Consider the following 21,750-nt stretch of genomic DNA (forward strand, 5'->3'; position numbering starts at 1 on the left):
GCCCTTGCTCTGAGCCACGACCTCGACCGGACTGACGAGCCCGGACGCCAGCACCAGCGCGAGTGAGGCGATCACGCCGCCCGCGGTCCAGTTGGCTCGACGAGGCAGCGGTCCCAGTCGGGACCCTGTCCTGTTGGCAGGACCCATGTACGCGCTCCTCGTTCCGACCGGTCGGATTCCACGTCCGATCCCAGGGGCGAGTTTGACCCGCGCGCAGCCGATCGACAGTCACCCCCGGTCGGCACACACTGATTGTCAGTAACTCGGAGTAATCGGCAGATCCAGGTGGGGTGCTTCTCCTCCGCTGACACGCACTCAGGGCACGCAGCCGAGCGGGCACCGTTCCAAGCAGGTCCGGATCGACGCTCACCCTCCGGCTCACGCCTTCGGCAACGTCACGTCTTCATCGCTGATGGCTCGTCCCGGACTCGCGACCTTGCGCCTGCCGCTCAAGCCTGTTCCTCACGCCTGTGACTTGCGCCGACACCTCGGCCGTCTTGAGGCCACCCGCTCCGCTCTCGGCCGCGGCCGAAGAGGAGGCGGGCCCCGGGTCCAGGGCGTCGCGGACGGCGGTCAGGATGTCCTCGGTGCCGGCGCCGAGCGATCGGGCGGCGGAGGTGAAATCCCGGACCAGAGTGGCGAGTTGGTCGGCATCGGGCACGTGCGACTCGGACGGGGGCGCCGCGACCCGGGTGCCCGCGCCACGGCGGGTGCGGATCAGCTGGGCGGCCTCCAGCTCGCGGTAGGCGCGAGCCACGGTGCCCGGCGCGAGACCGAGGTCGGCGGCGAGCTGGCGCACGGTCGGCAGGCGCTCGCCCTCGGCCAGCCGGCCAATGCGGATCAGCGCGGCCAGCTGCGCGCGGATCTGCTCGTACGGCGGTACCTGGCTGGTGGTGTCGACGCGGACGGCGGGGTCACTCATCGTCGAAAGTCCCATCGTCGGCTGCCTCGTCGTCGACCGCCCGGGGTGCCACCACGGTAACCAGGGACCATCCGAAGGCGAACAGGCTCAGCAGGCCCAGGGGGCAGATCACCACGATGGTGGCGGCGCCCAGCGGGCCGACGCAGTCCTTCTCCGTGAGCGCGACGAGGATCATCAGAACGACGAGCAGCACCTGGCTCGACACCATCAGCCCCCAAGCTCCGGTAATCGCCCACCCACGGTTGCGGCGCTGCTGGTCGTCGCCCGGGCCGTGGGCGATACGGCGCAGGGCCCAGACGCAGGCGGGGGTTCCGACCGCGAGGGCGGCGAACATCGGGCCGCTGTAGTACAGGCCCGGCCAGGGACCGAGGGAAGCGGGCACCCCTTCGCAGGTGACGGTCATGACGCGCCCCGCTCTGCCCATCCGGTCGGGGTCGGAGGAGGCGGTGACCGCACCGATCACCAGCAGGCTGACGAGGGACGCCGCCTGCAGAAGAAGCAGGGGTGCCATACGGGGCGGCACTTGGTCTCGGACCAGGCGCGGGGCGAGACTCGCGGTGCGTACCGCCTCCTGGGGACGCAGGGTCAGGGCGTCGCCGAGCAGGACACCGCCCACCGCGCACAGGCCGAAAGCGGTGATGGCGAACACGAGGGGCATCGTGATGTCGTCGCTCTCCATGGTGACCAACTGCTGTGCGGCCACGACGCCGACGGCCAGACCGGACCAGCGGGCGTAGTAGTCGGCGTGGTCGAGGAGCCGGGACTGGAGCGGGACGGTGTCGAGCATATGGAGATCCCCCCAGATCATCTTGTATCAAGCAGTGGGTACAAGATGCCCTGGTCGGAATCTTGTGTCAAATGCTCGACACAAGGTGGTACAACGGGAGACGGCTTCTGACACAAGGGAGTTCCCCCCGGCGCAAGGAGCGGACGCCCTCGACCCACGGGCGCCCCCTGGGCCGGCCGGCCCACGGTGACGAGGTGGGATTCCGCATCGCGCGTTCCCCCGTGCTCCATATCGACGGAGACGGAAGAGACACTGCCGCATCTGCGTCAGGCACAAGGCTTGAGGTTGTCTCAACGACCCGCTTTTCGGCGCTCAGCCGAGCTGGTCGAAACGACGCGTTGAACCACAAAGCCCCGGACGCAGAGTCCGGGGCCTGTCGATCACGTGGTGTGCAGGACCTCAGCCCTTGACGCAGATGACCTGCTTGAGCTTCGCGACGACCTCCACGAGGTCCCGCTGCTGGTCGATGACCTTCTCGATCGGCTTGTAGGCGCCCGGGATCTCGTCCACGACGCCGGAGTCCTTACGGCACTCCACGCCCCGCGTCTGCTCCTCCAGGTCCCGCGTCGAGAAGCGCTTCTTCGCGGCGTTGCGGCTCATCTTCCGGCCTGCCCCGTGCGAGGCCGAGTTGAACGACTTCTCGTTCCCGAGGCCCTTCACGATGTACGAGCCCGTGCCCATCGACCCGGGAATGATCCCGAAATCGCCGGAGCCCGCCCGGATCGCGCCCTTGCGGGTGACCAGCAGGTCCATGCCCTCGTACCGTTCCTCCGCCACGTAGTTGTGATGGCAGGAGATGACCGGCTCGAACGTGACCCTGGCCTTCCGGAACTCCTTGCGGACGACCTCCTGGAAGAGCCCCATCATGATCGCGCGGTTGTACTTCGCGTACTCCTGGGCCCAGAAGAGGTCGTTGCGGTACGCCGCCATCTGCGGGGTGTCGGCGACGAAGACCGCCAGGTCCCGGTCGATCAGGCCCTGGTTGTGCGGCAGCTTCTGGGCCTCGCCGATGTGGTAGTCGGCGAGTTCCTTGCCGATGTTGCGCGATCCGGAGTGGAGCATCAGCCACACGGCGCCGGACTCGTCGAGGCAGAACTCCACGAAGTGGTTGCCCGCACCCAGCGTGCCCATCTGCTTCGTCGCGCGCTCCCGCCGGAACTTGACCGCGTCGGCCACGTAGTCGAAGCGCGACCAGAGGTCGCCGAATCCCGCCTCAGGAAATCCGTACACCCGGCCCGGGTCCACCGGGTCGGCATGCATGCCCCGGCCGACCGGAATGGCCTGCTCGATCCTGGAGCGCAGGCGGGACAGATCGCCGGGCAGATCGTTCGCGGTGAGCGAGGTCCTCACCGCCGACATTCCGCAGCCGATGTCGACGCCGACGGCCGCAGGGCAGACCGCGCCGCGCATCGCGATCACCGATCCGACCGTGGCACCCTTGCCGTAATGCACGTCCGGCATCACGGCGAGCCCCTTGATCCAGGGCAGTGTGGCGACGTTCCGGAGCTGCTGCATCGCGACGCCCTCGACCGTGGACGGGTCCGTCCACATCCGGATCGGGACCTTCGCCCCGGGCACCTCTACGTACGACATACTCTCTCGATTCCCCCGATAAGTTCGAAAACGCAAATCCGGCGCCAAGGCCATGAAGGGGACAGCCGACCGGCGTTCACAGCTGCGCGTGCGATACACATTGTGTTCATCGGCCCGCATCGGGCGGCAAGCAGTTTTCCCTCGGCAGAAGGAGCTCGGCACCGTGCAGCGCAAGGCGTACGTATCCGGCACGGCGGCGCTCCTTGTCGCGCTCCTCGCCGGCTGCACCGCCGGATCCGGCGACACCGGCTCCACCGCCGACACCAAACCCGGCGACTCCGCGGGCTCCGATGCCGCCGCCCCGGGCAGGTACCGCACGCTCTACGAGCCCTGCGGCGCCGTCCAGCGCTCGACTCTCAGGGATCTGCTCCCCGGCGCCGCCGAGCTGCCGGAGGAACAGCAGGAGAAGGTCTACAAGGGCACGGCGGCCGTCACCTACGACACGGACCGCCGCGTCGGCTGCAGCTGGAAGGCCGACGCCCCGGACGCCTCGCACCACCTCCGCATCGACGTCGAGCGCGTCGTCTCGTACGACCCGGAGGTCAGCGACGACGACCGGGCGCAGGAGGTCTACGCCCGGAAGCAGGACGCGGCGCAGCTGCCGGCTCCCGCGGATCCGCGGGACGAGAAGGTCCAGGAGACCCGGACCCCGAGCGGGACCCCGTCACCCCCGAGCAGCGGCACCGCGGGCACCCCGGCAGCCCCGGGCGCGACGGGCACAACCGGCACATCAGACACAACGGGCACCGCCAACCCCACGGAGACCACCGAGGGCCTCGAGCCCCGCGAACTCGACGGCCTGGGCGACGCGGCCTTCCTCGACGACGCCCTGACCCGAGCCGGCTCCACCGCGCAGCATCGCACCGTCAGCGTGGTCTTCCGCACATCGAACGTGATCGTGACCGTCGAGTACATCGAGCAGCCCGCCCTTGCGACCGAGCTCCCGGACAGCAAGGAACTGCAGGAAAAAGCGCAGGCCCTGGCCCGGAACCTGGCCGAGCGCTTCAACGAATAGCCCCGTCGTCACCGGCCTCCACCGCTGCCCGCCGACGCTGCCGGGTTCCGCCACCCCATCCCGCGGGACGCCCTCGGCGACGTAACGTGTCGGCGTACCGTGGCCGACCGGAAGGCTCCCGACCGGCCGACCGTCCGTCCCGCACCGGCGGACCGTACGACTCACCGAGTGAAGGAACCATGCACCGATCAGCTCCGCGACTCACCCGCATACTCGCCTGCGCCGCCGTACCGGTGATGCTCGTCGTCGCCGGCTGCTCCTCGGACTCCGGCAGCGAGGACAAGGCCTCCGGCTCGGCGGCCTCGACCGGGTCGGCGCCCGACGCGAAGCAGTCCGTGGCGAACGTCGAGCCCGCGAAGTTCGCCAAGCTGCCCGAACCCTGCAAGGCGATCACCTCGAAGACGATCGAGGAACTGGTCCCGAAGGTGAAGAACAAGGCCGGTACGGCCGGCACCTCCAGCGACACCGGCGCCCGCGGCGGCTGCTCGTGGAACGGCCTGGAGGACAAGGGCGTCAAGGGCTCGAACTACCGCTGGCTCGACGTCTCCTTCCTGCGGTACGAGTCCGAGTCCGGCCTGGGCAGCGGCGAGAAGCGGGCCCAGGAGGCGTACGCGAAGGAAGTCGCCAAGACCGAGGCCACGGACGGCGCCAAGGGCGTCAAGAAGTCGTCCACGCCGGGCGTCGGTGACGAGGCGACGGCGATCAGCTACGACCTCAAGAAGACGGACGAGACGTTCAAGTACGCCACGATCGTGGCCCGTACCGGGAACGTCGTGGTCACGCTCGGATACAACGGTGCGGGCTACGCCGGGGCCAAGACCCCCGACGCGGCGGAGCTGATGAAGGACGCGGTGAAGGCGGCGAAGGAGGCCGCGGCCTCGGTCGCCACGGCCAACAAGTAGGTCTCCGGGGCGGGAGCGCCGGCACGCGTACCCACCCGACCGCCGCACCCGGCAGCGGCTGCCGACTCCGCCGCCCGAGGCCCGGGGCCGCCCGAAATCCGGTCCCGGGCCTCGGGCGCAGTCGCGGCCCGGAACCCGGATCGCCTCCCCGGACGGCCGCGCTCCGCAAGCGTGTGCCAGGCTTGGCCCGCGCTGCGGCGCGCCGGAGCCGGGGGCGGGCACCGGAGTTCGGTCCGGAATTCGATATCGGGAGGGGATCGCGGGTGGCCGCGATGCAGCTGACACGCACGCACCGCATACTCATCGGCGTCGTCGTGGCCGGAGCGGTGGTCATCGCCGCGATCGGTTTCGCCGGGTCGTACGCCGCCGTACGCGAGCTCGCGGAGAAGAAGGGCTTCGGCGACTTCTCCGTCGTCTTCCCCATCGGCATCGACGCGGGCATCTGTGTGCTGCTCGCCCTCGACCTCCTGCTGACCTGGATCCGTATCCCCTTCCCGCTGCTGCGCCAGACGGCATGGCTGCTGACGGCCGCGACGATCGCCTTCAACGGCGCCGCGGCCTGGCCCGACCCGCTCGGCGTCGGCATGCACGCCGTCATCCCGGTGCTCTTCGTGGTCGCCGTAGAGGCGGCCCGGCACGCGGTGGGCCGGATCGCCGACATCACGGCGGACAAGCACATGGAGGGCGTGCGGCTGACCCGCTGGCTGCTCTCCCCCGTGCCCACGTTCCGTCTGTGGCGGCGGATGAAGCTGTGGGAGCTGCGCTCCTACGAGCAGGTCATCAAGCTGGAGCAGGACAGGCTGATCTACCAGGCCCGTCTGCAGGCCCGCTTCGGGCGGGCCTGGCGGCGCAAGGCCCCGGTCGAGTCGCTGATGCCGCTGCGGCTCGCGAAGTACGGCGTTCCGCTGGCGGAGACCGCGCCCGCGGGGCTTGCGGCCGCCGGGATCGAGCCCGCGCTGCTGCCCCCGAACCCGCTGCCCGCGGCGGAGCTCTCCGCCGGGGGATCGTCCGCACCCAGGCTTCGGGCGCCGCTCGCCCCCGCCGATGTCCGGCAGGACTGGCCCCAGGCCCACCCCGAGGAGCAGGACCTGCCGGAGGGCACCGGGGCCGGATCCCATGAAAGTCCGTGGTTCGCGGCACCGCAGGTGCCGCAGGAGGCGTACGAGAACGCGTACAACCCGACGTACGTCGAGGGCCTCGAGCCCACGGCGGTCGCGGTCCCGGCCGGCCCGGACGCCATGCCCGCCGGGCCCGTTCCCGGCCCGGGCGCCATTCCGGGCCCGCGCGCCGAGCAGCAGATGTACGAGCAGGGCCCGTACGAGCGGACCCCGTACGAGCAGGGCCCGTACGAACAGGTTCCCGAGCCCCAGCCCGAGGACGAGTCGGACCCCATCGAGGACTCGGAGTTCGCCGAGCTGGCCTACCCCGTCTTCAAGGAGTGGGTCGAACTCCACGGAGCCTTCCCGAGCAACGACGTGCTCGACATAACCCTCGCCGACGTCCACGGCGTCAACCACCCGCGCAGCTCCAGCCTGCTGCGCCGCCTGATGCCGGAGTTCCAGAACCGCTACCAGGCCGAGCTGGAGGCCGAGCACATCGCGTAGCGGGCGTCCGGCGGACGGCGGTTCACGCCGCCGCGCCCGGCGCCTCCCTACGCCGCGAGCGCCGCGCCCGGCACCGCAGGGAAACGCCGAAGGGCCCTCACCCGCAAGGGAGGAGGGCCCTTCGGCGTCGCTGTCTCCGGATCGCCGGGTCAGGCGCCCAGCAGCTTGCGCACGCGCTCCGCGCCCACCGCCAGCAGCAGCGTCGGCAGCCGCGGCCCTGTCTCACGGCTGACCAGCAGCCGGTACAGCAGCGCGAAGAACGATCGCTGGGCGGCCTTCAGCTCAGGCGTCGGCTTGGCGTCCGGCTCCAGCCCGGCCATGACCTTCGGCACGCCGTAGACGAGCGTGGTGAGCCCGTCGAGCGACCAGTGCGAGTCCAAACCCTCCAGGAGCCGCCGCAGCGACTCCCGCCCCTCGTCGTCGAGCGATCCGAGCAGCTCCGCGTCGGGCTCGGAGCGGACGATCGTCCGGGCGTCGGCCGGGACCTGGGTGGTGATCCAGTTCTCCGCGCGGTCGAGGCGCGGCCGGGCGACATCGAGGGAGCTCAGCGGATTCGCCGGGTCCAGCTCGCTGAGGATCCGCAGGGTCTGCTCGTCGTGACCGGCCGTGATGTCGACGACAGAGGCGAGCGTGCGGTAGGGCAGCGGGCGCGGGGTGCGCGGCAGCTCACCGGCGGCGGTGCGCACCGCGCGGGAGTACGCCGCGGCGTCGGCCGGCAGCGCCGAACCGTCCTCGATCCTGCTCTCCAGCTTGTCCCACTCGTCGTAGAGCCGCTGGATCTCCTGGTCGAAGGCGATCTTGAACGACTGGTTGGGCTTGCGGCGCGCGTACAGCCAGCGCAGCAGCGGCGCCTCCATGATCTTCAGCGCGTCCGACGGGGTCGGCACACCACCGCGGGAGGACGACATCTTCGCCATGCCGGAGATCCCGACGAAGGCGTACATCGGGCCGATCGGCTGCACACCGTCGAAGATCTCGCGGACGATCTGCCCGCCCACGACGAACGACGATCCCGGTGACGAGTGGTCGACACCGCTGGGCTCGAAGATCACGCCCTCGTACGCCCAGCGCATCGGCCAGTCGACCTTCCAGACCAGCTTGCCGCGGTTGAACTCGCTGAGCCGGACCGTCTCCGAGAAGCCGCACGCCGTGCAGGAGTACGTCAACTCGGTCGTCGCGTCGATGTACTCGGTGACCGCCGTCAGGTCCTTCTCGCAGTTGCCGCAGTACGGCTTGTACGGGAAGTAGCCGGCGGAGCCGCCGCTGCCGTCGTCCTCGCTCGCCGCGCCGGATCCCTCCGCGGCCTCCAGCTCGGCCTCGTCCACCGGCTTCTGCTGCTGCTTCTTCGCCTGGGCCTTGGCCTTCGTCCGGTACTGGTCGAGGATCCCGTCGATGTCCGCACGGTGCTTCATCGCGTGCAGGATCTGCTCGCGGTACACCCCCGACGTGTACTGCTCGGTCTGGCTGACCGGGTCGTACTCGACGCCCATCTCGGCGAGCGCCTCGACCATCGCGGCCTTGAAGTGCTCGGCCCAGTTCGGGTACGGAGAGCCCGCCGGCGCGGGCACGGAGGTCAGCGGCTTGCCGATGTGCTCGGCCCAGGAACCGTCGACGCCGGGCACGTCGGCCGGCACCTTGCGGTAGCGGTCGTAGTCGTCCCAGGAGATCAGATGACGGACCTCGTACCCCCGCCGCCGGATCTCGTCCGCGACCAGGTGCGGGGTCATGACCTCGCGAAGATTGCCCAGGTGGATGGGCCCGGACGGAGACAGGCCAGAGGCAACCACGACCGGTTTCCCGGGCGCACGCCGTTCCGCCTCGGCGATGACATCGTCCGCGAAACGGGAGACCCAGTCGGTCTCGGTGCTGCTCTGAGCCACGATCGGCACGTCCTTGAATGCTTGAGTCTGTCGAAGCTGGCGTTGGCCATTCTCCCAGACGGAACAGCGGGCTCGGTGGTTGTCCACAGGTGCATGGTTGTCCACAGCCCTTCGGCTCCGGGGAAAACAGATTGCTCCCCCATGGGACACTTGACTACCGAATTAGCACCACCGACCACCCACCGACAGGAACGGAAGCTCATGGCCTCGGTCCCTTCCCTCGCTTCGACCGTGCAGCAGCGCCTCGCGGACGCCCTCTCGGCTGCCCTGCCGGAGGCCGGTTCCGCCGACCCGCTGCTGCGACGTAGCGACCGGGCCGACTTCCAGGCCAACGGCATCCTGGCGCTCGCCAAGCGGCTCAAGGGCAATCCGCGCGAGCTGGCGACCAAGGTCGTCGAGGCGATCCCGGCCGACGACGTCGTGAAGGACATCGAGGTCTCCGGACCCGGCTTCCTCAACATCACGATCACCGATGAGGCGATCGTGAAGACCCTCGCCGCCCGCGCCGCCGACGACCGCCTCGGCGTTCCGTACTCCTCCGGTGCCGGCACGACCGTGATCGACTACGCCCAGCCGAACGTGGCGAAGGAGATGCACGTCGGTCATCTGCGCTCCGCCGTGATCGGCGCCGCGATGGTCGAGATCCTCGAGTTCACCGGCGAGAAGGTGGTCCGGCGCCACCACATCGGCGACTGGGGCACCCAGTTCGGCATGCTCATCCAGTACCTGATGGAGCACCCGCACGAGCTGGACCACAAGGACGGGGGGACGGTCTCCGGCGAGGAGGCCATGTCCAATCTGAACCGGCTCTACAAGGCCTCGCGTGCCGTATTCGAGTCCGACGAGGAGTTCAAGGACCGGGCCCGCCGCCGGGTGGTCGATCTCCAGGCGGGCGAGGAGCAGACCCTCGCCATGTGGCAGCGCTTCGTCGACGAGTCGAAGATCTACTTCTACTCGGTCTTCAACAAGCTCGACATGGAGATCGACGACGCGGATGTCGTGGGCGAGTCCGGCTACAACGCGATGCTGGCCGAGACCTGCCGTCTGCTGGAGGAGTCGGGTGTCGCGGTCCGCTCGAACGGCGCGCTGTGCGTCTTCTTCGACGACGTGAAGGGCCCCGAGGGCAACCCGGTCCCGCTGATCGTCCAGAAGTCCGACGGCGGCTTCGGGTACGCGGCCACGGACCTCTCCGCGATCCGTGACCGCGTCCAGAACCTCGGGGCGACCACGCTGCTGTACGTCGTGGACGCACGCCAGTCGCTCCACTTCAAGATGGTCTTCGAGACCGCCCGCCGCATCGGCTGGCTGAACGACGGCGTCAAGGCCGTCCAGCTCGCCTTCGGCACGGTGCTCGGCAAGGACGGCAAGCCGTTCAAGACCCGTGAGGGCGAGACGGTGCGGCTGGTGGACCTGCTGGACGAGGCGGTCGAGCGGGCGACGTCCGTGGTGCGCGAGAAGGCCGAGAAGGTCGGCCTGACCGAGCAGGAGATCGTCGAGAACGGGGCGTACGTCGGCATCGGCGCCGTGAAGTACGCGGACCTTTCCACGTCGGCCGTGCGGGACTACAAGTTCGACCTCGACCAGATGGTCTCGCTGAACGGCGACACGTCCGTGTACCTCCAGTACGCGTACGCCCGTATCCAGTCGATCCTCCGCAAGGCGGGCGACCGCAGGCCGGTGGCTCACCCTGAGCTCGCACTGGCCCCGGCGGAGCGCGCCCTGGGCCTGCACATCGACCAGTTCGGGGAGATGCTGGCCGAGGTCGCGGAGTCCTACGAGCCGCACAAGCTGGCCGCGTATCTGTACCAGCTGGCGTCGCACCTCACGACGTTCTACGACCAGTGCCACGTGCTCAGCGACGACAACCCGGCCGAAGTCGTGGAGAACCGTCTGTTCCTCGTCGACCTCACCGCCCGCACGCTCCACCGGGGAATGGCCCTGCTGGGCATCCGGACGCCCGAGCGCCTCTGACGCCGCCGCGCGGTCGTCGGAGGCGGCGCCGACGCATACGTAGACGCAGACGTACGAGGTCCCCCGCCGGAGCTGCTGCTCCGGCGGGGGACCTTGTCGTTGCCGTCGGCCTCGTGCTGCGGGTCAGCCCGAGACGATCTTGTCGTAGCGCAGGGCCACGTAGGCGGATGCCGGGTGACTGTCGATGGTGCCGCTGTTGACGTTCGCGACGTTGTAGTTCATGTCGCTGGAAGGGCTGCCCTCTGAGTAGTAGTAGAAGGTGCCCGCCGCCTGGTCCTTCCAGCCCGCGAAGAGGACCACGTGCGTGGAGGAGTAGTTGAGGGCGTCACCCGGCTTGAGGGCGCTCTTCGCGATCTGCGTGCTCACGCCGGGGAGCGTCTGGGTGGTCAGCGACGAGTTCAGGTGCCAGGCCATGGAGACGAACCCGGAGCAGTCGGTGCGGTAGTAGTCGTCACCGTTGATGTCGACGGCGGTCGCGCTCTGGCTGTACTGGACGTTGCGGCTGTACCAGTTCTTGGCGCGGACCAGGACCTCGCTGCGGGATATCTGGCCGCCCTGTACGGAGGCGGGCGGGGCCGGCGGGACATAGGCGCAGTTGCCCGCGTTGGCGGAGAGCAGCGTCTGGGTCCAGCCCGAGGCGTCGACCGGGTCGTTGGGGTGGTACGCGACGTCGTCGCCGTCACCGTCGGTCGGGTCCACGTCGTGGTACCAGTACATACCGCCGTTCGTACGGCCGTAGTAGAGACCGCCGCCCGGGGACACGAGGGAGTCCACGGCGGACCAGCCGTCGGCCTTGAGGATCGAGCGGTCCCAGTCGTTCACGCCGTTGATCTTGTAGCTCAGCAGCCGTCCGTCCGCGGTGGAGGCGACGAGACGGTCGTCACCCGCCGCGGCGAGGGTCTTCAGCACGAACCCCGTGTCGATCACCTTGTGCTGGGCTATGTGCTGGGAGCCCTGCGGCTTCGCCTGCGACACCACGTACTGGTGGAGCTGGCCGTCCACGGTCCCGTACAGATGGCCCGCGCCGTCGTACGTCATCTGGTCGAAGGTCCAGCCCGAGTCCCAGATCTTCTCGACTCCGGCGAGTGCCAGAGCGCTGTCGTTCGTCTGCACATCGACGCGGTACAGGGCCCCGGTGGTCGAAGTGACCAGGACGGTGTTGAAGTTGAGCGTCGCCATCGCCTTCGGCGTGAAGCCGAGATCGGGTCCGATCAGTGTCCGGAGGCGGTCGCCGGTGTTCGGGGCGATGGCCGTGTACGTCAGCCGGCCGTCGGCCAGCGTGCCGTAGACCGACACGTTCCCGGAGCAGTTCGCGACGGCCTGGGCCGAGCCGGAGGTGACGGTGAGCAGTCCGAGGGACATGGCACCGACGGCCAGGGCGGAGGCGGTCCGGCGAGCGGCGTGGGCGAGCTTCATGAGGCTTCTCCTGCGGCAGCGATAGGAAGGGGCACGTCCACGCCTCGGCCTTGAACAGCTGCCCTGCAGGTGCAGCTGTCGGGGCCGTTCCAGGTGTGGCGCCCGGTTGCAGGAGTTACTTTCGCCGCTGGTCAGAGGGGCCGGAAGAGGGATCGCCTGGCCCGAAGCGGCCCTGGACCGTTGCGTCCTGACGGCCACTCACCGATGGTGCGAGGCCCGTCGTCGCCACGTCGCCCGTGACACACGGCGGTGGTGTTCGGAAAGGGCTGCCGGAGGCGACCGCACGGTGCTCAGCCGGTGACCCACTCATCCTTGTCGGGCCAGTAGGAATAGCTCTTGCGGCCCTCCAAGGCGCTCGTACGGAACGGCGTTCCGCCGTCGTCGACCCGTACGACCCCGCGCCGGTCGCCGCTGCTCCACGCCAGCTCCAGGTACCACGTGACCTCGTGCCCTTCGGTGTGGACGTCGAGGTTCAGGACCTGCGGATCACGGGTGGAGACCTTGTACGGGAAGTCCTTGGCCGGCACGACGGTGTCACCGTCCTGCCCCGCCACGGGCTTGGCCAGCGGATGGGCACGGTCCAGGTCGATGTCGAAGGTGCGCGGAGTGACCCCGCTGCCGCAGCCTTCGCCCATGGAGTACGCCTGCCAGGGCAGTGGGGCCTTTTGCCCCACCACGCGTACGTTCAAGGCAGTGATGACGACAGCTTCGTCCGTGTTGCCCGTCACGGTCAGCTGGAGCGCCATGTCGCCCGCACTGACGCCACCCAGGGCGCGCGCCCAGCGCCGGGTGTCCTGCGGGGCGGGCGGCGGCGGGACCTGGCCCGGCTGCTGGTCCAGGAGGTAGTACTCGCCGCACGGCGCCTCCCAGTTGTACGAGCTGATGCCCACACTCGGTGCCACACCGCCGCCCTGCCCCGCGGGCGACTGCGACCTGCCCTCTGCGGCCGCATCCGACGGGGAGGCGCTCACTCCTTTCCCACCGGGTGAGGCGCTGCCGCTCGGTGAGGCGGAAACAGATGCGGAGGCGGAGGCGGACGGGGCCACGGCTCCGGTCGAGGCCCCGGCGCCCTTCCTCGCACCGGACTGCCCCTTCCCGCGCGCGTCCGTACGGACGCCATCACCCCCGAACTGGCTTACGGCGAAGGCGGCCGGGACTGCGAGGGCAACAACGGCAGCCGTGGCAACGGCGATGCGAAGGCGGCGCCTGCGCGAGGCGGAGACAGGCCCGACGACGACCGGCTCGGCTGCCACATCCTCCGGCCCCGGCTCGGGATCGTGCTCCCCCGCCGCACCGTCCACCGCCACGGGACCGGCCGCGGCAGGTCCCGGAGCCGGGACGGAAGCCGCCTCGGCGGACGGCTCAACAGACGCCTGACGCGACGGCTCAGCAGACGCCTCACGCGACGGCTCTACAGATGGCTCATCGGAGGACTCGGCCGCGCCGGCACGGCCGCGCCTGCGGGCGTCGTCGGCAAGGATCCATTGCCGGTGCAGCTCCACCAGCTCGTCCCGGGTCGCCCCGCACAGCCGCGCGAACCGTTCGACGGGGGCGTACTCCGTCGGCACGGCGTCGCCGTTGCAGTAGCGGTGCAGCGTGGACGTACTCATGTGCAGCTGTCCGGCGAGAGCCCCATAGCTGCGCCCGGAGCGTTCCTTCAGCGCGCTCAGCAGCCCGGCGAAGCCTTCCGTCCCCGTCGCCACCCGACCCCTCCCCTGTCGTTCGCCGTCCCAGGAACGCATTCCAGGGAGATGGTGTATCGCCTGGTCAACCCCCCTGCCGGCGTTCCAGCTTCCCCCATTGTCCCTGGCCCGTTGTCCCACGAGCGACCAGCCCCACAAGGTGTGTTCAGCGCGACCGGGCCACCGGCGACGCTCTCGCGGTCGCCGTGCCGACAGGCGAATCCACCTTCACCACCACCACATTCACCACCACAACGGGGAGTCGATCCACCATGCGCACCATCCGTAGCCGCGCCATCCGCAACCGCACCGCCGTCGTCGCCACCGCCGCGCTTCTTGCGGGACTGTCCCTCACCGCCTGCCAGAGCGACGACAAGGCCAAGGCGGCGGCCCCGGCCGGCGGGGGCAAGGCAAGCGCTGGCGTCTCGGGGACCACGGCGGCCACCCCGCCTTCGGGCACAGGCAGCAACGGTGCCGCGGACCCGGCCGACGGCGGCGACAAGGGCTCCGGAACGGCCTCGGGCAAGAGCACCGGCGGGGGCACGGGCGGCGACAGCACCACCCCCACCACCTGCACCGGCGACAACACCAAGGCCGTGATCAGCAAGGTCGCGCGCCCCATCAACCACCTGCTGCTCACCATCACCAACACGGGCTCGCGCACCTGCGCCGCCTACAACGCGCCGTTCCTCCGCTTCGACGAGGCGCAGTCCCCGACCCGGTTCATCGAGGACAGCCGTCCGCAGGCCGTCGTCACCCTGGCCCCCGGCGAGTCCGCCTACGCCGCGGTCGTCCTGACCGGCGAGCCCGGCGCCGCCGAGAACCCGGGCCGCGTCGCGAAGCACCTCACCATCTCGTTCGGGCACAAGGGGGCCGGATCGACCGGAGCACCCGCCGAGCTCGCGCTCCCCGCGGACACCTACATCGAGGACGACACCGCCAAGGTGACGTACTGGCAGAGCGACATGGCCGACGCGCTCACCTACTGATCGCCCACGCGAAGGACGAAGTGGAGGCCGCCCGTTGTCAGTGGCGGCCTCTATCTTTCAGATCATGGCGATGCTTCCCAATCCCCTGCCGACCCTGGCCACCGACCCGACAGGCCGCTCGCTGGGGCTCGACCTGCCGGCCGGCCGACTGATCGACACCACGACGGACGGCTCCTGGCACGAGCCGCTGCTCTGGTGCGCGGACGAGCCGGCACGTCCCGGCGACTGGTCGGCCCTGCTGCCCGCCCGCAGGACCGCAGGTCTCCACCCCGTGCTCATAGGCTCGGGCGGCGGCCACGAAAGTCGTCCCGAGGACTGGGGATTGTCCCCGGCGATGATGTCGTACGCGGGCGATCACGACGCGGAGGAGGTGCTTGCGGCCTTCTGGGAGGAGTGCGCGGGGGACGAACTCGACACCGCCGAGGAGTTCCCCGGCCTCGCCCCGGCTGCGGCCTCCGGGGACGACCCGGACCACATGGCGGCCGAGGTCGTCGGCATTCTGACCGATCAGGACTCCTGGCTCGCGCGGGCCCGGCTCGCGCTCGTCCCGGCCCGCCGCAGCGCCGACATACCCGCGGCGCTGGGCTGGACCGGACCGCTCAACCACGAGAATGACGTGGCGCGCCTCTGCACGGTCCTGCGCTCGTGGGAGGACCGCTTCGGTATACGCGTGGTGGCGCTCACCTTCGACCAGCTGGTGGTCTCCGTGGCGTCCCCGCCCACGACACTCGCAGAGGCGGGGGCCGTGGCCGCCGAGCACTTCGCGTTCTGCCCGGACAACATCACCCAGGGCAGCTACTCCGCCTTGGACGAGTACGCGGCCAAGGCCGTCCTGGACCAGCCCGTCTGGTCGTTCTGGTGGGACTGAACCGCCTTACGGGCGGGCCAGCTTCCGCGCGACCTCCGTCGCCCAGTACGTCAGGATCATCTGCGCGCCCGCGCGGCGGATCCCCGTCAGAGTCTCCAGGATCGCCTTGTCCCGGTCGATCCAGCCCTTCTCGGCCGCGGCCTCGACCATCGCGTACTCACCGCTGATCTGGTACGCGGCCACGGGCACGTCCACGGACTCCGCCATCTTCGCCAGCACATCCAGGTACGGCCCGGCGGGCTTGACCATGACCATGTCCGCGCCCTCCTCCAGGTCGAGCGCCAGCTCCCGCATGGATTCCCGCAGATTCGCCGGGTCCTGCTGGTATGTCTTGCGATCGCCCGTCAGCGAGGAGGCGACCGCCTCACGGAACGGCCCGTAGAAGGCGGACGAGTACTTGGCCGTGTACGCCAGGATCGACACGTCCTCCCTGCCGATGGTGTCCAGCGCATCGCGGACGACCCCGACCTGACCGTCCATCATTCCGCTGGGTCCCACGACATGGACGCCCGCGTCGGCCTGCACCTGGGCCATCTCCGCGTACCGCTCCAGCGTGGCGTCGTTGTCGACGCGGCCCTGCGCGTCCAGCACACCGCAGTGCCCGTGGTCGGTGTACTCGTCCAGACACAGGTCGGACATGACCACCAGATCGTCCCCGACCTCTTCCTTCACGGCCCGGACGGCGACCTGGAGAATCCCCTCCGGGTCCGTCCCCGCGGTCCCCGCCGCGTCCTTCTTCGCGTCCTCCGGCACCCCGAACAGCATGATCCCGGAGACACCGGCCTCACGGGCCTCCACCGCGGCCTTGCGCAGCGTGTCCAGCGAGTGCTGCACGACGCCCGGCATCGCCGCGATCGGCACAGGCTCACTGGCGCCCTCGCGCACGAACGCCGGGAGGATCAGATCAGCGGGATGCAGCCGCGTCTCGGCGACCATGCGCCGCATCGCGGGGGTGGTACGCAGCCGACGCGGCCGCGAGCCGGGGAAGGAGCCGTACACAGTCATGCCCACCACGCTACGCCGGTCCGGGGGAGGCATTTGCCGACAGAGCGCCGGTGGCCCGCGGGACTGCCCCTGAGACAACCGGCACCCCCGGTCGGCCCAGAAAGCGAAACGGGGTCACGGGCGAACATCCCCGTGACCCCGTCAACGCCTTCGATCACGTCGTACGACGCCGCCGCGCTCCCGGCCGCCGCTCGCTCGGCCGCGTGACCGGATCCCCGGCCTCGAGGGCGGCCTCACGCCGCCGTGCGCCGAACTCCGCCAGCGCCTCCGCCAGCTTGTGGACCGACGGCTCGGGCGACAGCACGTCCACCCGCAGCCCGTGCTCCTCCGCGGTCTTCGCGGTCGCGGGACCGATGCACGCGATCACGGTCACGTTGTGCGGCTTCCCGGCGATACCCACCAGGTTCCGCACCGTGCTGGACGAGGTGAAGAGCACGGCGTCGAAGCCACCGCCCTTGATCGCCTCACGCGTCTCCGCCGGCGGCGGCGAGGCCCGCACGGTCCGGTAGGCGGTGACGTCGTCGACCTCCCAGCCGAGCTCGATCAGGCCCGCCACCAGCGTCTCCGTGGCGATGTCGGCCCGCGGCAGGAACACGCGGTCGATCGGGTCGAAGACCGGGTCGTACGGCGGCCAGTCCTCCAGCAGCCCGGCTGCCGACTGCTCCCCGCTCGGCACCAGGTCCGGCTTGACCCCGAAGTCGATGAGCGCGCGGGCCGTCTGCTCGCCCACCGCCGCGACCTTGATCCCGGCGAAGGCGCGGGCGTCGAGACCGTACTCCTCGAACTTCTCCCGCACCGCCTTGACGGCGTTGACGCTGGTGAAGGCGATCCACTCGTAGCGTCCGGTCACGAGCCCCTTGACCGCACGCTCCATCTGCTGCGGCGTCCGCGGCGGCTCGACGGCGATCGTCGGTACCTCGTGCGGCACCGCGCCGTAGGAACGCAACTGGTCGGAGAGCGAGGCCGCCTGCTCCTTCGTCCGCGGAACGAGGACCCTCCAGCCGAACAACGGCTTGGACTCGAACCACGCGAGCTGGGCACGCTGAGCCGGGGCACTGCGCTCGCCGACCACGGCTATGACCGGCCGGTGGCCCTCGGGCGAGGGCAGCACCTTCGCCTGCTTGAAGACCTGCGCGACGGTCCCGAGCGTCGCCGTCCACGTCCGCTGCCGCGTCGTCGTGCCGGCGACGGTCACCGTCATCGGGGTGTCGGGCTTGCGCCCGGCCGCGACCAGTTCACCCGCCGCGGCCGGGACCGCGTCCAGCGACGTCGAGACGACCACGGTCCCGTCGGATGCGCCGACCTCGGTCCAGCAGCGGTCGTCGGCCGTACGCGCGTCAATGAAGCGGACGTCCGTCCCCTGCGCGTCGCGCAGCGGAACACCGGCGTAGGCGGGCACACCCACCGCCGTCGCGACACCCGGGACGACCTCGAACGCGATGCCTTCCGCCGCGCAGGCGAGCATCTCCTGACCTGCGTTGCCGTCGAGCCCGGGGTCACCGCCCACCGCACGGACGACCCGCTTGCCGCCCCGCGCGGCCTCCATGACAAGATTGGTCACATCCCTCAACACGGGGACACCGGCGGCCGTTGACGCATCGTCAACGATCGTCAGCTCGGGTGTGCTCACGCCGGCCCTCGCATGGCCGCGAACGACCTCGAGGACATCGGGCTCGGCGATCAGCACGTCCGCGCCCGCCAGCGCCTCCACGGCGCGCAGCGTCAACAGCCCCGGGTCGCCGGGACCGGCGCCCAGGAAGGTGACATGCCCTGGTGCGGAGTACGCCGAAGAGGCAGAGGTGGCAGTGGTGGTGGGGCTCAAAGTGCTCGCTCCCCCATAAGACCGGCCGCACCCTTGGCGAGCATCTCGGACGCGAGTTCGCGTCCGAGCGCCACGGCGTCGTCGTGCGACATGGGTACGGGACCGGTGGTGGACAGCTGCACCAGCGTCGAGCCGTCGGTGGTACCGACGACACCGCGCAGGCGCATCTCATGAACAACCTGGCCGTCGCCCTGCAGGTCGGCCAGTGCACCCACAGGTGCGCTGCAGCCGGCCTCCAGGGCGGCGAGCAGGGACCGCTCGGCGGTCACGGCGGCCCGGGTGTGCGGGTCGTCGAGCTCGGCGAGCGCGGCGGTGAGTGCGGCGTCGGCCGCCGTGCACTCGACCGCCAGGGCCCCCTGGCCGGGGGCGGGCAGGACCACGTCGACCGACAGGAAGTCGGTCACGTCCTCGATCCTGCCGATGCGGTTCAGCCCTGCCGCGGCAAGCACCACGGCGTCGAGCTCCCCGTCATGTACGTATCCGACCCGGGTGTCGATGTTCCCGCGGATCGGCACGGTCTCGATCTGCAGCCCGTGCGAGCGGGCGTACGCGTTGAGCTGCGCCATCCGCCGCGGCGAGCCGGTGCCGACGCGGGCGCCCCTCGGCAGCCGGTCGAGCGTCAGCCCGTCCCGCGCGACGAGCACGTCACGCGGGTCCTCGCGGCGCGGAATCGCCGCCAGCGCCAGATCGTCGGGCTGCGTGGTCGGCAGGTCCTTCAGCGAGTGCACCGCGAAGTCCACCTCCCCCGCGAGCAGCGCGTCGCGCAGCGCGGTGACGAACACACCGGTGCCGCCGATCTGCGCGAGGTGCTCACGGGAGGTGTCGCCGTACGTCGTGATCTCGACGAGTTCGACGGGGCGACCGGTCAGCCGTGTCACCGCCTCCGCCACATGCCCGGACTGGGCCATGGCGAGCTTGCTGCGCCTGGTCCCCAGCCTCAAAGCCTTCTCGGTCATACTCGCCCTCGGTTCTTGACGTCGGCGTCGTTCAGGTCGGCCCGGCTGACGGATGCGACCGTCTCCGGGTCGAGGTCGAAGAGTGTCCGCAGCGCGTCCGCGTATCCGGCACCGCCGGGCTCGGCCGCGAGCTGCTTGATCCGCACGGTGGGCGCGTGCAGGAGTTTGTCGACGACGCGGCGCACGGTCTGGGCGATCTCGGCGCGCTGCCGCTCGTCCAGGCCCGGCAGCCGGCCCTCGAGCCGCGCGACCTCACCGGCGACCACATCGGCGGCCATGGCACGCAGGGCGACGACGGTCGGCGTGATGTGCGCAGCGCGCTGCGCGGCGCCGAACGCGGCGACCTCGTCGGAGACGATCGTGCGCACCTGGTCGACATCGGCGGCCATCGGGGCGTCCGCGGAGGCCTCGGCGAGCGACTCGATGTCGACGAGGCGGACCCCGTCGAGCCGGTGCACGGCGGCGTCGATGTCACGGGGCATGGCGAGGTCGAGCAGCGCGAGGGAGCCCTCGCCCCCGTCCAGCACGGCCTCGACCGCGTCCGCCGTCAGTACGAGGCCGGTCGCCCCTGTGCACGAGACGACGACATCGGCACGTGTCAGCTCGTCGCCGACCGAGGCCATCCCGACGGCGCGGGCGCGCACGCCCGTACCGCCGGGCTCGTTCAGGATCTGCACGAGCCGCTCGGCCCGCTCCGGCGTCCGGTTGGCGACGACGACCTCGGACACCCCGGCGCGCGCCAGTGTCGCCGCGGCGAGCGAGGACATCGAACCGGCGCCGATGACGAGCGCCTTCTTGCCCTGCGCCCAGCCGTCCACCGGAACGCCCTGGGCCAGCTGCTCGAGACCGAACGTGACCAGCGACTGACCGGCCCGGTCGATCCCGGTCTCGCTGTGGGCGCGCTTGCCGACCCGCAGCGACTGCTGGAACAGGTCGTTCAGCAGCCGGCCCGCGGTGTGCAGCTCCTGGCCGAGCGCGAGGGAGTCCTTGATCTGGCCGAGGATCTGGCCCTCGCCGACGACCATCGAGTCGAGCCCGCACGCCACCGAGAAGAGGTGGTGTACGGCCCGGTCCTCGTAGTGCACATAGAGATAAGGGGTGAGCTCCTCCAGCGCGACGCCACTGTGCTGGGCGAGCAGGGTGGACAGCTCGGCGACACCGGCGTGGAACTTGTCGACGTCGGCGTAGAGCTCGATGCGGTTGCAGGTGGCGAGGACGGACGCCTCCGCCGCAGGCTCCGCGGCGAGCGTGTCCTGCAGCAGCTTGACCTGCGTGTCCACGGACAGCGAAGCACGCTCCAGCACGCTGACCGGGGCGCTGCGGTGACTGAGTCCGACTACCAGGAGGCTCATGCCGGCATCACGGCGGGGACGTCCCCGTCGGGTCCCTTCCGGCCTGTTCCGGCTCCCGCAGCCGTACCGGCCCCCTGCGACGGGTCCGCACCGGTGGACACATCGGCCGCAGCGACGGTGCCGGTCGCGCCGGACGCCGCCACCGCCGGTGCGGCGGCCTCCGTGTCCGCTTCCTCGCCGGCCTTGCGCTGCTCGTGGAACGCGAGGATCTGCAGCTCGATGGAGAGGTCGACCTTGCGCACGTCGACGCCGTCCGGCACCGACAGCACGGTGGGCGCGAAGTTGAGGATGGAGGTGACACCGGCGGCGACCAGCCGTTCGCACACCTGCTGCGCGGCGCCCGCGGGGGTCGCGATGACCCCGATGGAGACACCGTTGTCCGAGATGATCTTTTCCAGCTCGTCCGTGTGCTGGACGGGGATCCCGGCCACCGGCTTCCCCGCCATCGCCGGGTCCGCGTCGATCAGCGCGGCGACCCTGAAGCCACGGGAGGCGAAGCCGCCGTAGTTGGCGAGGGCGGCGCCGAGGTTACCGATACCGACGATCACGACCGGCCAGTCCTGGGTGAGGCCGAGCTCGCGGGAGATCTGGTAGACGAGGTACTCGACGTCGTAGCCGACACCACGGGTCCCGTACGAACCGAGGTACGAGAAGTCCTTCCGCAGCTTCGCGGAGTTGACCCCCGCCGCGGTCGCGAGCTCCTCGGAGGAGACCGTCGGCACGGACCGCTCTGACAGCGCGGTCAGTGCGCGCAGATACAGCGGAAGCCGGGCGACGGTGGCCTCGGGGATTCCTCGGCTACGAGTCGCCGGTCGGTGAGTTCGGCCAGTTGCCACGGTGCTCCTGCGGGATGAGCGAGGCTGCAGGCGGCCGTACGTCCCAGGACCGCCCCGTCGAATGCAGGCTATGTCTTTGTGAACGCGTGCACAAAGATGGTGTCCGTTTTGTCCGAGCAAAGTGACCGGGGTCACGCGAGTCGATCGCGC

At 70.3% G+C, this 21,750-nt stretch carries 17 protein-coding genes; 6 read left to right on the plus strand and 11 right to left on the minus strand.

Going from position 1 to position 21,750, the window contains the following annotated elements; all coding sequences use genetic code 11:
• Positions 1–403: 403 nt before the first annotated feature.
• The 3 genes from ACFU5O_RS11120 to ACFU5O_RS11130 all read right to left on the minus strand — a co-directional run bounded on the left by ACFU5O_RS11120 (position 404) and on the right by ACFU5O_RS11130 (position 3,302).
• Positions 404–922, minus strand: coding sequence for a GntR family transcriptional regulator (locus ACFU5O_RS11120; protein ID WP_384238869.1), 519 nt, complete (start codon positions 920–922; stop codon positions 404–406).
• Positions 915–1,709, minus strand: coding sequence for a hypothetical protein (locus ACFU5O_RS11125; protein WP_384238871.1), 795 nt, complete (start codon positions 1,707–1,709; stop codon positions 915–917). Before ACFU5O_RS11125 ends, ACFU5O_RS11120 begins: the two co-directional genes overlap by 8 nt.
• A 399-nt stretch (positions 1,710–2,108) precedes the next feature.
• Positions 2,109–3,302: an RtcB family protein gene (locus tag ACFU5O_RS11130; RefSeq protein WP_384238872.1), complete on the minus strand. Its 1,194-nt coding sequence runs from the start codon at positions 3,300–3,302 to the stop codon at positions 2,109–2,111.
• Between the two features lie 163 nt (positions 3,303–3,465).
• Between ACFU5O_RS11130 and ACFU5O_RS11135 the strand changes: the two genes are divergently transcribed.
• The 3 genes from ACFU5O_RS11135 (at position 3,466) to ACFU5O_RS11145 (ending at position 6,823) form a co-directional block, all read left to right on the plus strand.
• Positions 3,466–4,317, plus strand: a complete 852-nt coding sequence (locus ACFU5O_RS11135; protein ID WP_384238873.1) for a DUF3558 domain-containing protein — start codon at positions 3,466–3,468, stop codon at positions 4,315–4,317.
• A gap of 179 nt (positions 4,318–4,496) precedes the next feature.
• Positions 4,497–5,219: a DUF3558 domain-containing protein gene (locus ACFU5O_RS11140; protein ID WP_384238875.1), complete on the plus strand. Its 723-nt coding sequence runs from the start codon at positions 4,497–4,499 to the stop codon at positions 5,217–5,219.
• Positions 5,220–5,482: 263 nt separating this feature from the next.
• A complete protein-coding gene (locus ACFU5O_RS11145; RefSeq protein ID WP_384238877.1) occupies positions 5,483–6,823 on the plus strand; it encodes a DUF2637 domain-containing protein in 1,341 nt (446 codons plus the stop codon).
• A 149-nt stretch (positions 6,824–6,972) separates the two neighbouring features.
• Here the strand turns inward: ACFU5O_RS11145 and lysS are convergent, their stop codons facing one another.
• Positions 6,973–8,712, minus strand: a complete 1,740-nt coding sequence (lysS, locus tag ACFU5O_RS11150) for a lysine--tRNA ligase (RefSeq protein WP_384238879.1) — start codon at positions 8,710–8,712, stop codon at positions 6,973–6,975.
• A gap of 192 nt (positions 8,713–8,904) precedes the next feature.
• On the opposite strand from lysS, the gene argS reads away from it, so the two are divergent.
• On the plus strand, positions 8,905–10,674 hold the full coding sequence (gene argS, locus ACFU5O_RS11155) for an arginine--tRNA ligase (protein ID WP_384238880.1): 1,770 nt from the start codon (positions 8,905–8,907) through the stop codon (positions 10,672–10,674).
• A 123-nt stretch (positions 10,675–10,797) separates the two neighbouring features.
• On the opposite strand, the gene ACFU5O_RS11160 is transcribed toward argS, so the two are convergent.
• Complete coding sequence (locus tag ACFU5O_RS11160) at positions 10,798–12,090, minus strand: hypothetical protein (RefSeq protein ID WP_384238882.1); 1,293 nt, start codon at positions 12,088–12,090, stop codon at positions 10,798–10,800.
• A gap of 290 nt (positions 12,091–12,380) precedes the next feature.
• Positions 12,381–13,793 carry a helix-turn-helix domain-containing protein gene (locus ACFU5O_RS11165; protein WP_384238883.1) on the minus strand — a complete coding sequence of 471 codons (1,413 nt, stop codon included), beginning with the start codon at positions 13,791–13,793 and terminating at the stop codon, positions 12,381–12,383.
• Between the two features lie 251 nt (positions 13,794–14,044).
• On the opposite strand from ACFU5O_RS11165, the gene ACFU5O_RS11170 reads away from it, so the two are divergent.
• Complete coding sequence (locus ACFU5O_RS11170) at positions 14,045–14,761, plus strand: DUF4232 domain-containing protein (protein ID WP_384238884.1); 717 nt, start codon at positions 14,045–14,047, stop codon at positions 14,759–14,761.
• Positions 14,762–14,825: 64 nt separating this feature from the next.
• The gene (locus ACFU5O_RS11175; RefSeq protein WP_384238886.1) at positions 14,826–15,629 is read left to right on the plus strand and encodes a DUF4253 domain-containing protein; all 804 of its coding nucleotides are present in this window, start codon (positions 14,826–14,828) and stop codon (positions 15,627–15,629) included.
• 6 nt (positions 15,630–15,635) lie between these two features.
• Here ACFU5O_RS11175 and hemB read toward each other — a convergent pair whose 3' ends face one another.
• The 5 genes from hemB to ACFU5O_RS11200 all read right to left on the minus strand — a co-directional run bounded on the left by hemB (position 15,636) and on the right by ACFU5O_RS11200 (position 21,600).
• A complete protein-coding gene (gene hemB / locus ACFU5O_RS11180) occupies positions 15,636–16,634 on the minus strand; it encodes a porphobilinogen synthase (RefSeq protein ID WP_384238888.1) in 999 nt (332 codons plus the stop codon).
• Positions 16,635–16,788: 154 nt separating this feature from the next.
• The gene (locus ACFU5O_RS11185; protein ID WP_384238889.1) at positions 16,789–18,456 is read right to left on the minus strand and encodes a uroporphyrinogen-III synthase; all 1,668 of its coding nucleotides are present in this window, start codon (positions 18,454–18,456) and stop codon (positions 16,789–16,791) included.
• Positions 18,453–19,412, minus strand: a complete 960-nt coding sequence (hemC, locus tag ACFU5O_RS11190; RefSeq protein ID WP_384238891.1) for a hydroxymethylbilane synthase — start codon at positions 19,410–19,412, stop codon at positions 18,453–18,455. The genes ACFU5O_RS11185 and hemC overlap by 4 nt, the downstream gene beginning before the upstream one ends.
• Positions 19,409–20,764: a glutamyl-tRNA reductase gene (locus ACFU5O_RS11195; protein WP_384238893.1), complete on the minus strand. Its 1,356-nt coding sequence runs from the start codon at positions 20,762–20,764 to the stop codon at positions 19,409–19,411. Before ACFU5O_RS11195 ends, hemC begins: the two co-directional genes overlap by 4 nt.
• The gene (locus ACFU5O_RS11200; protein WP_384238895.1) at positions 20,761–21,600 is read right to left on the minus strand and encodes a redox-sensing transcriptional repressor Rex; all 840 of its coding nucleotides are present in this window, start codon (positions 21,598–21,600) and stop codon (positions 20,761–20,763) included. The genes ACFU5O_RS11195 and ACFU5O_RS11200 overlap by 4 nt, the downstream gene beginning before the upstream one ends.
• Positions 21,601–21,750 lie beyond the last annotated feature (150 nt).

Source organism: Streptomyces sp. NPDC057445 (assembly GCF_042802855.1).
Classification (GTDB): domain Bacteria; phylum Actinomycetota; class Actinomycetes; order Streptomycetales; family Streptomycetaceae; genus Streptomyces.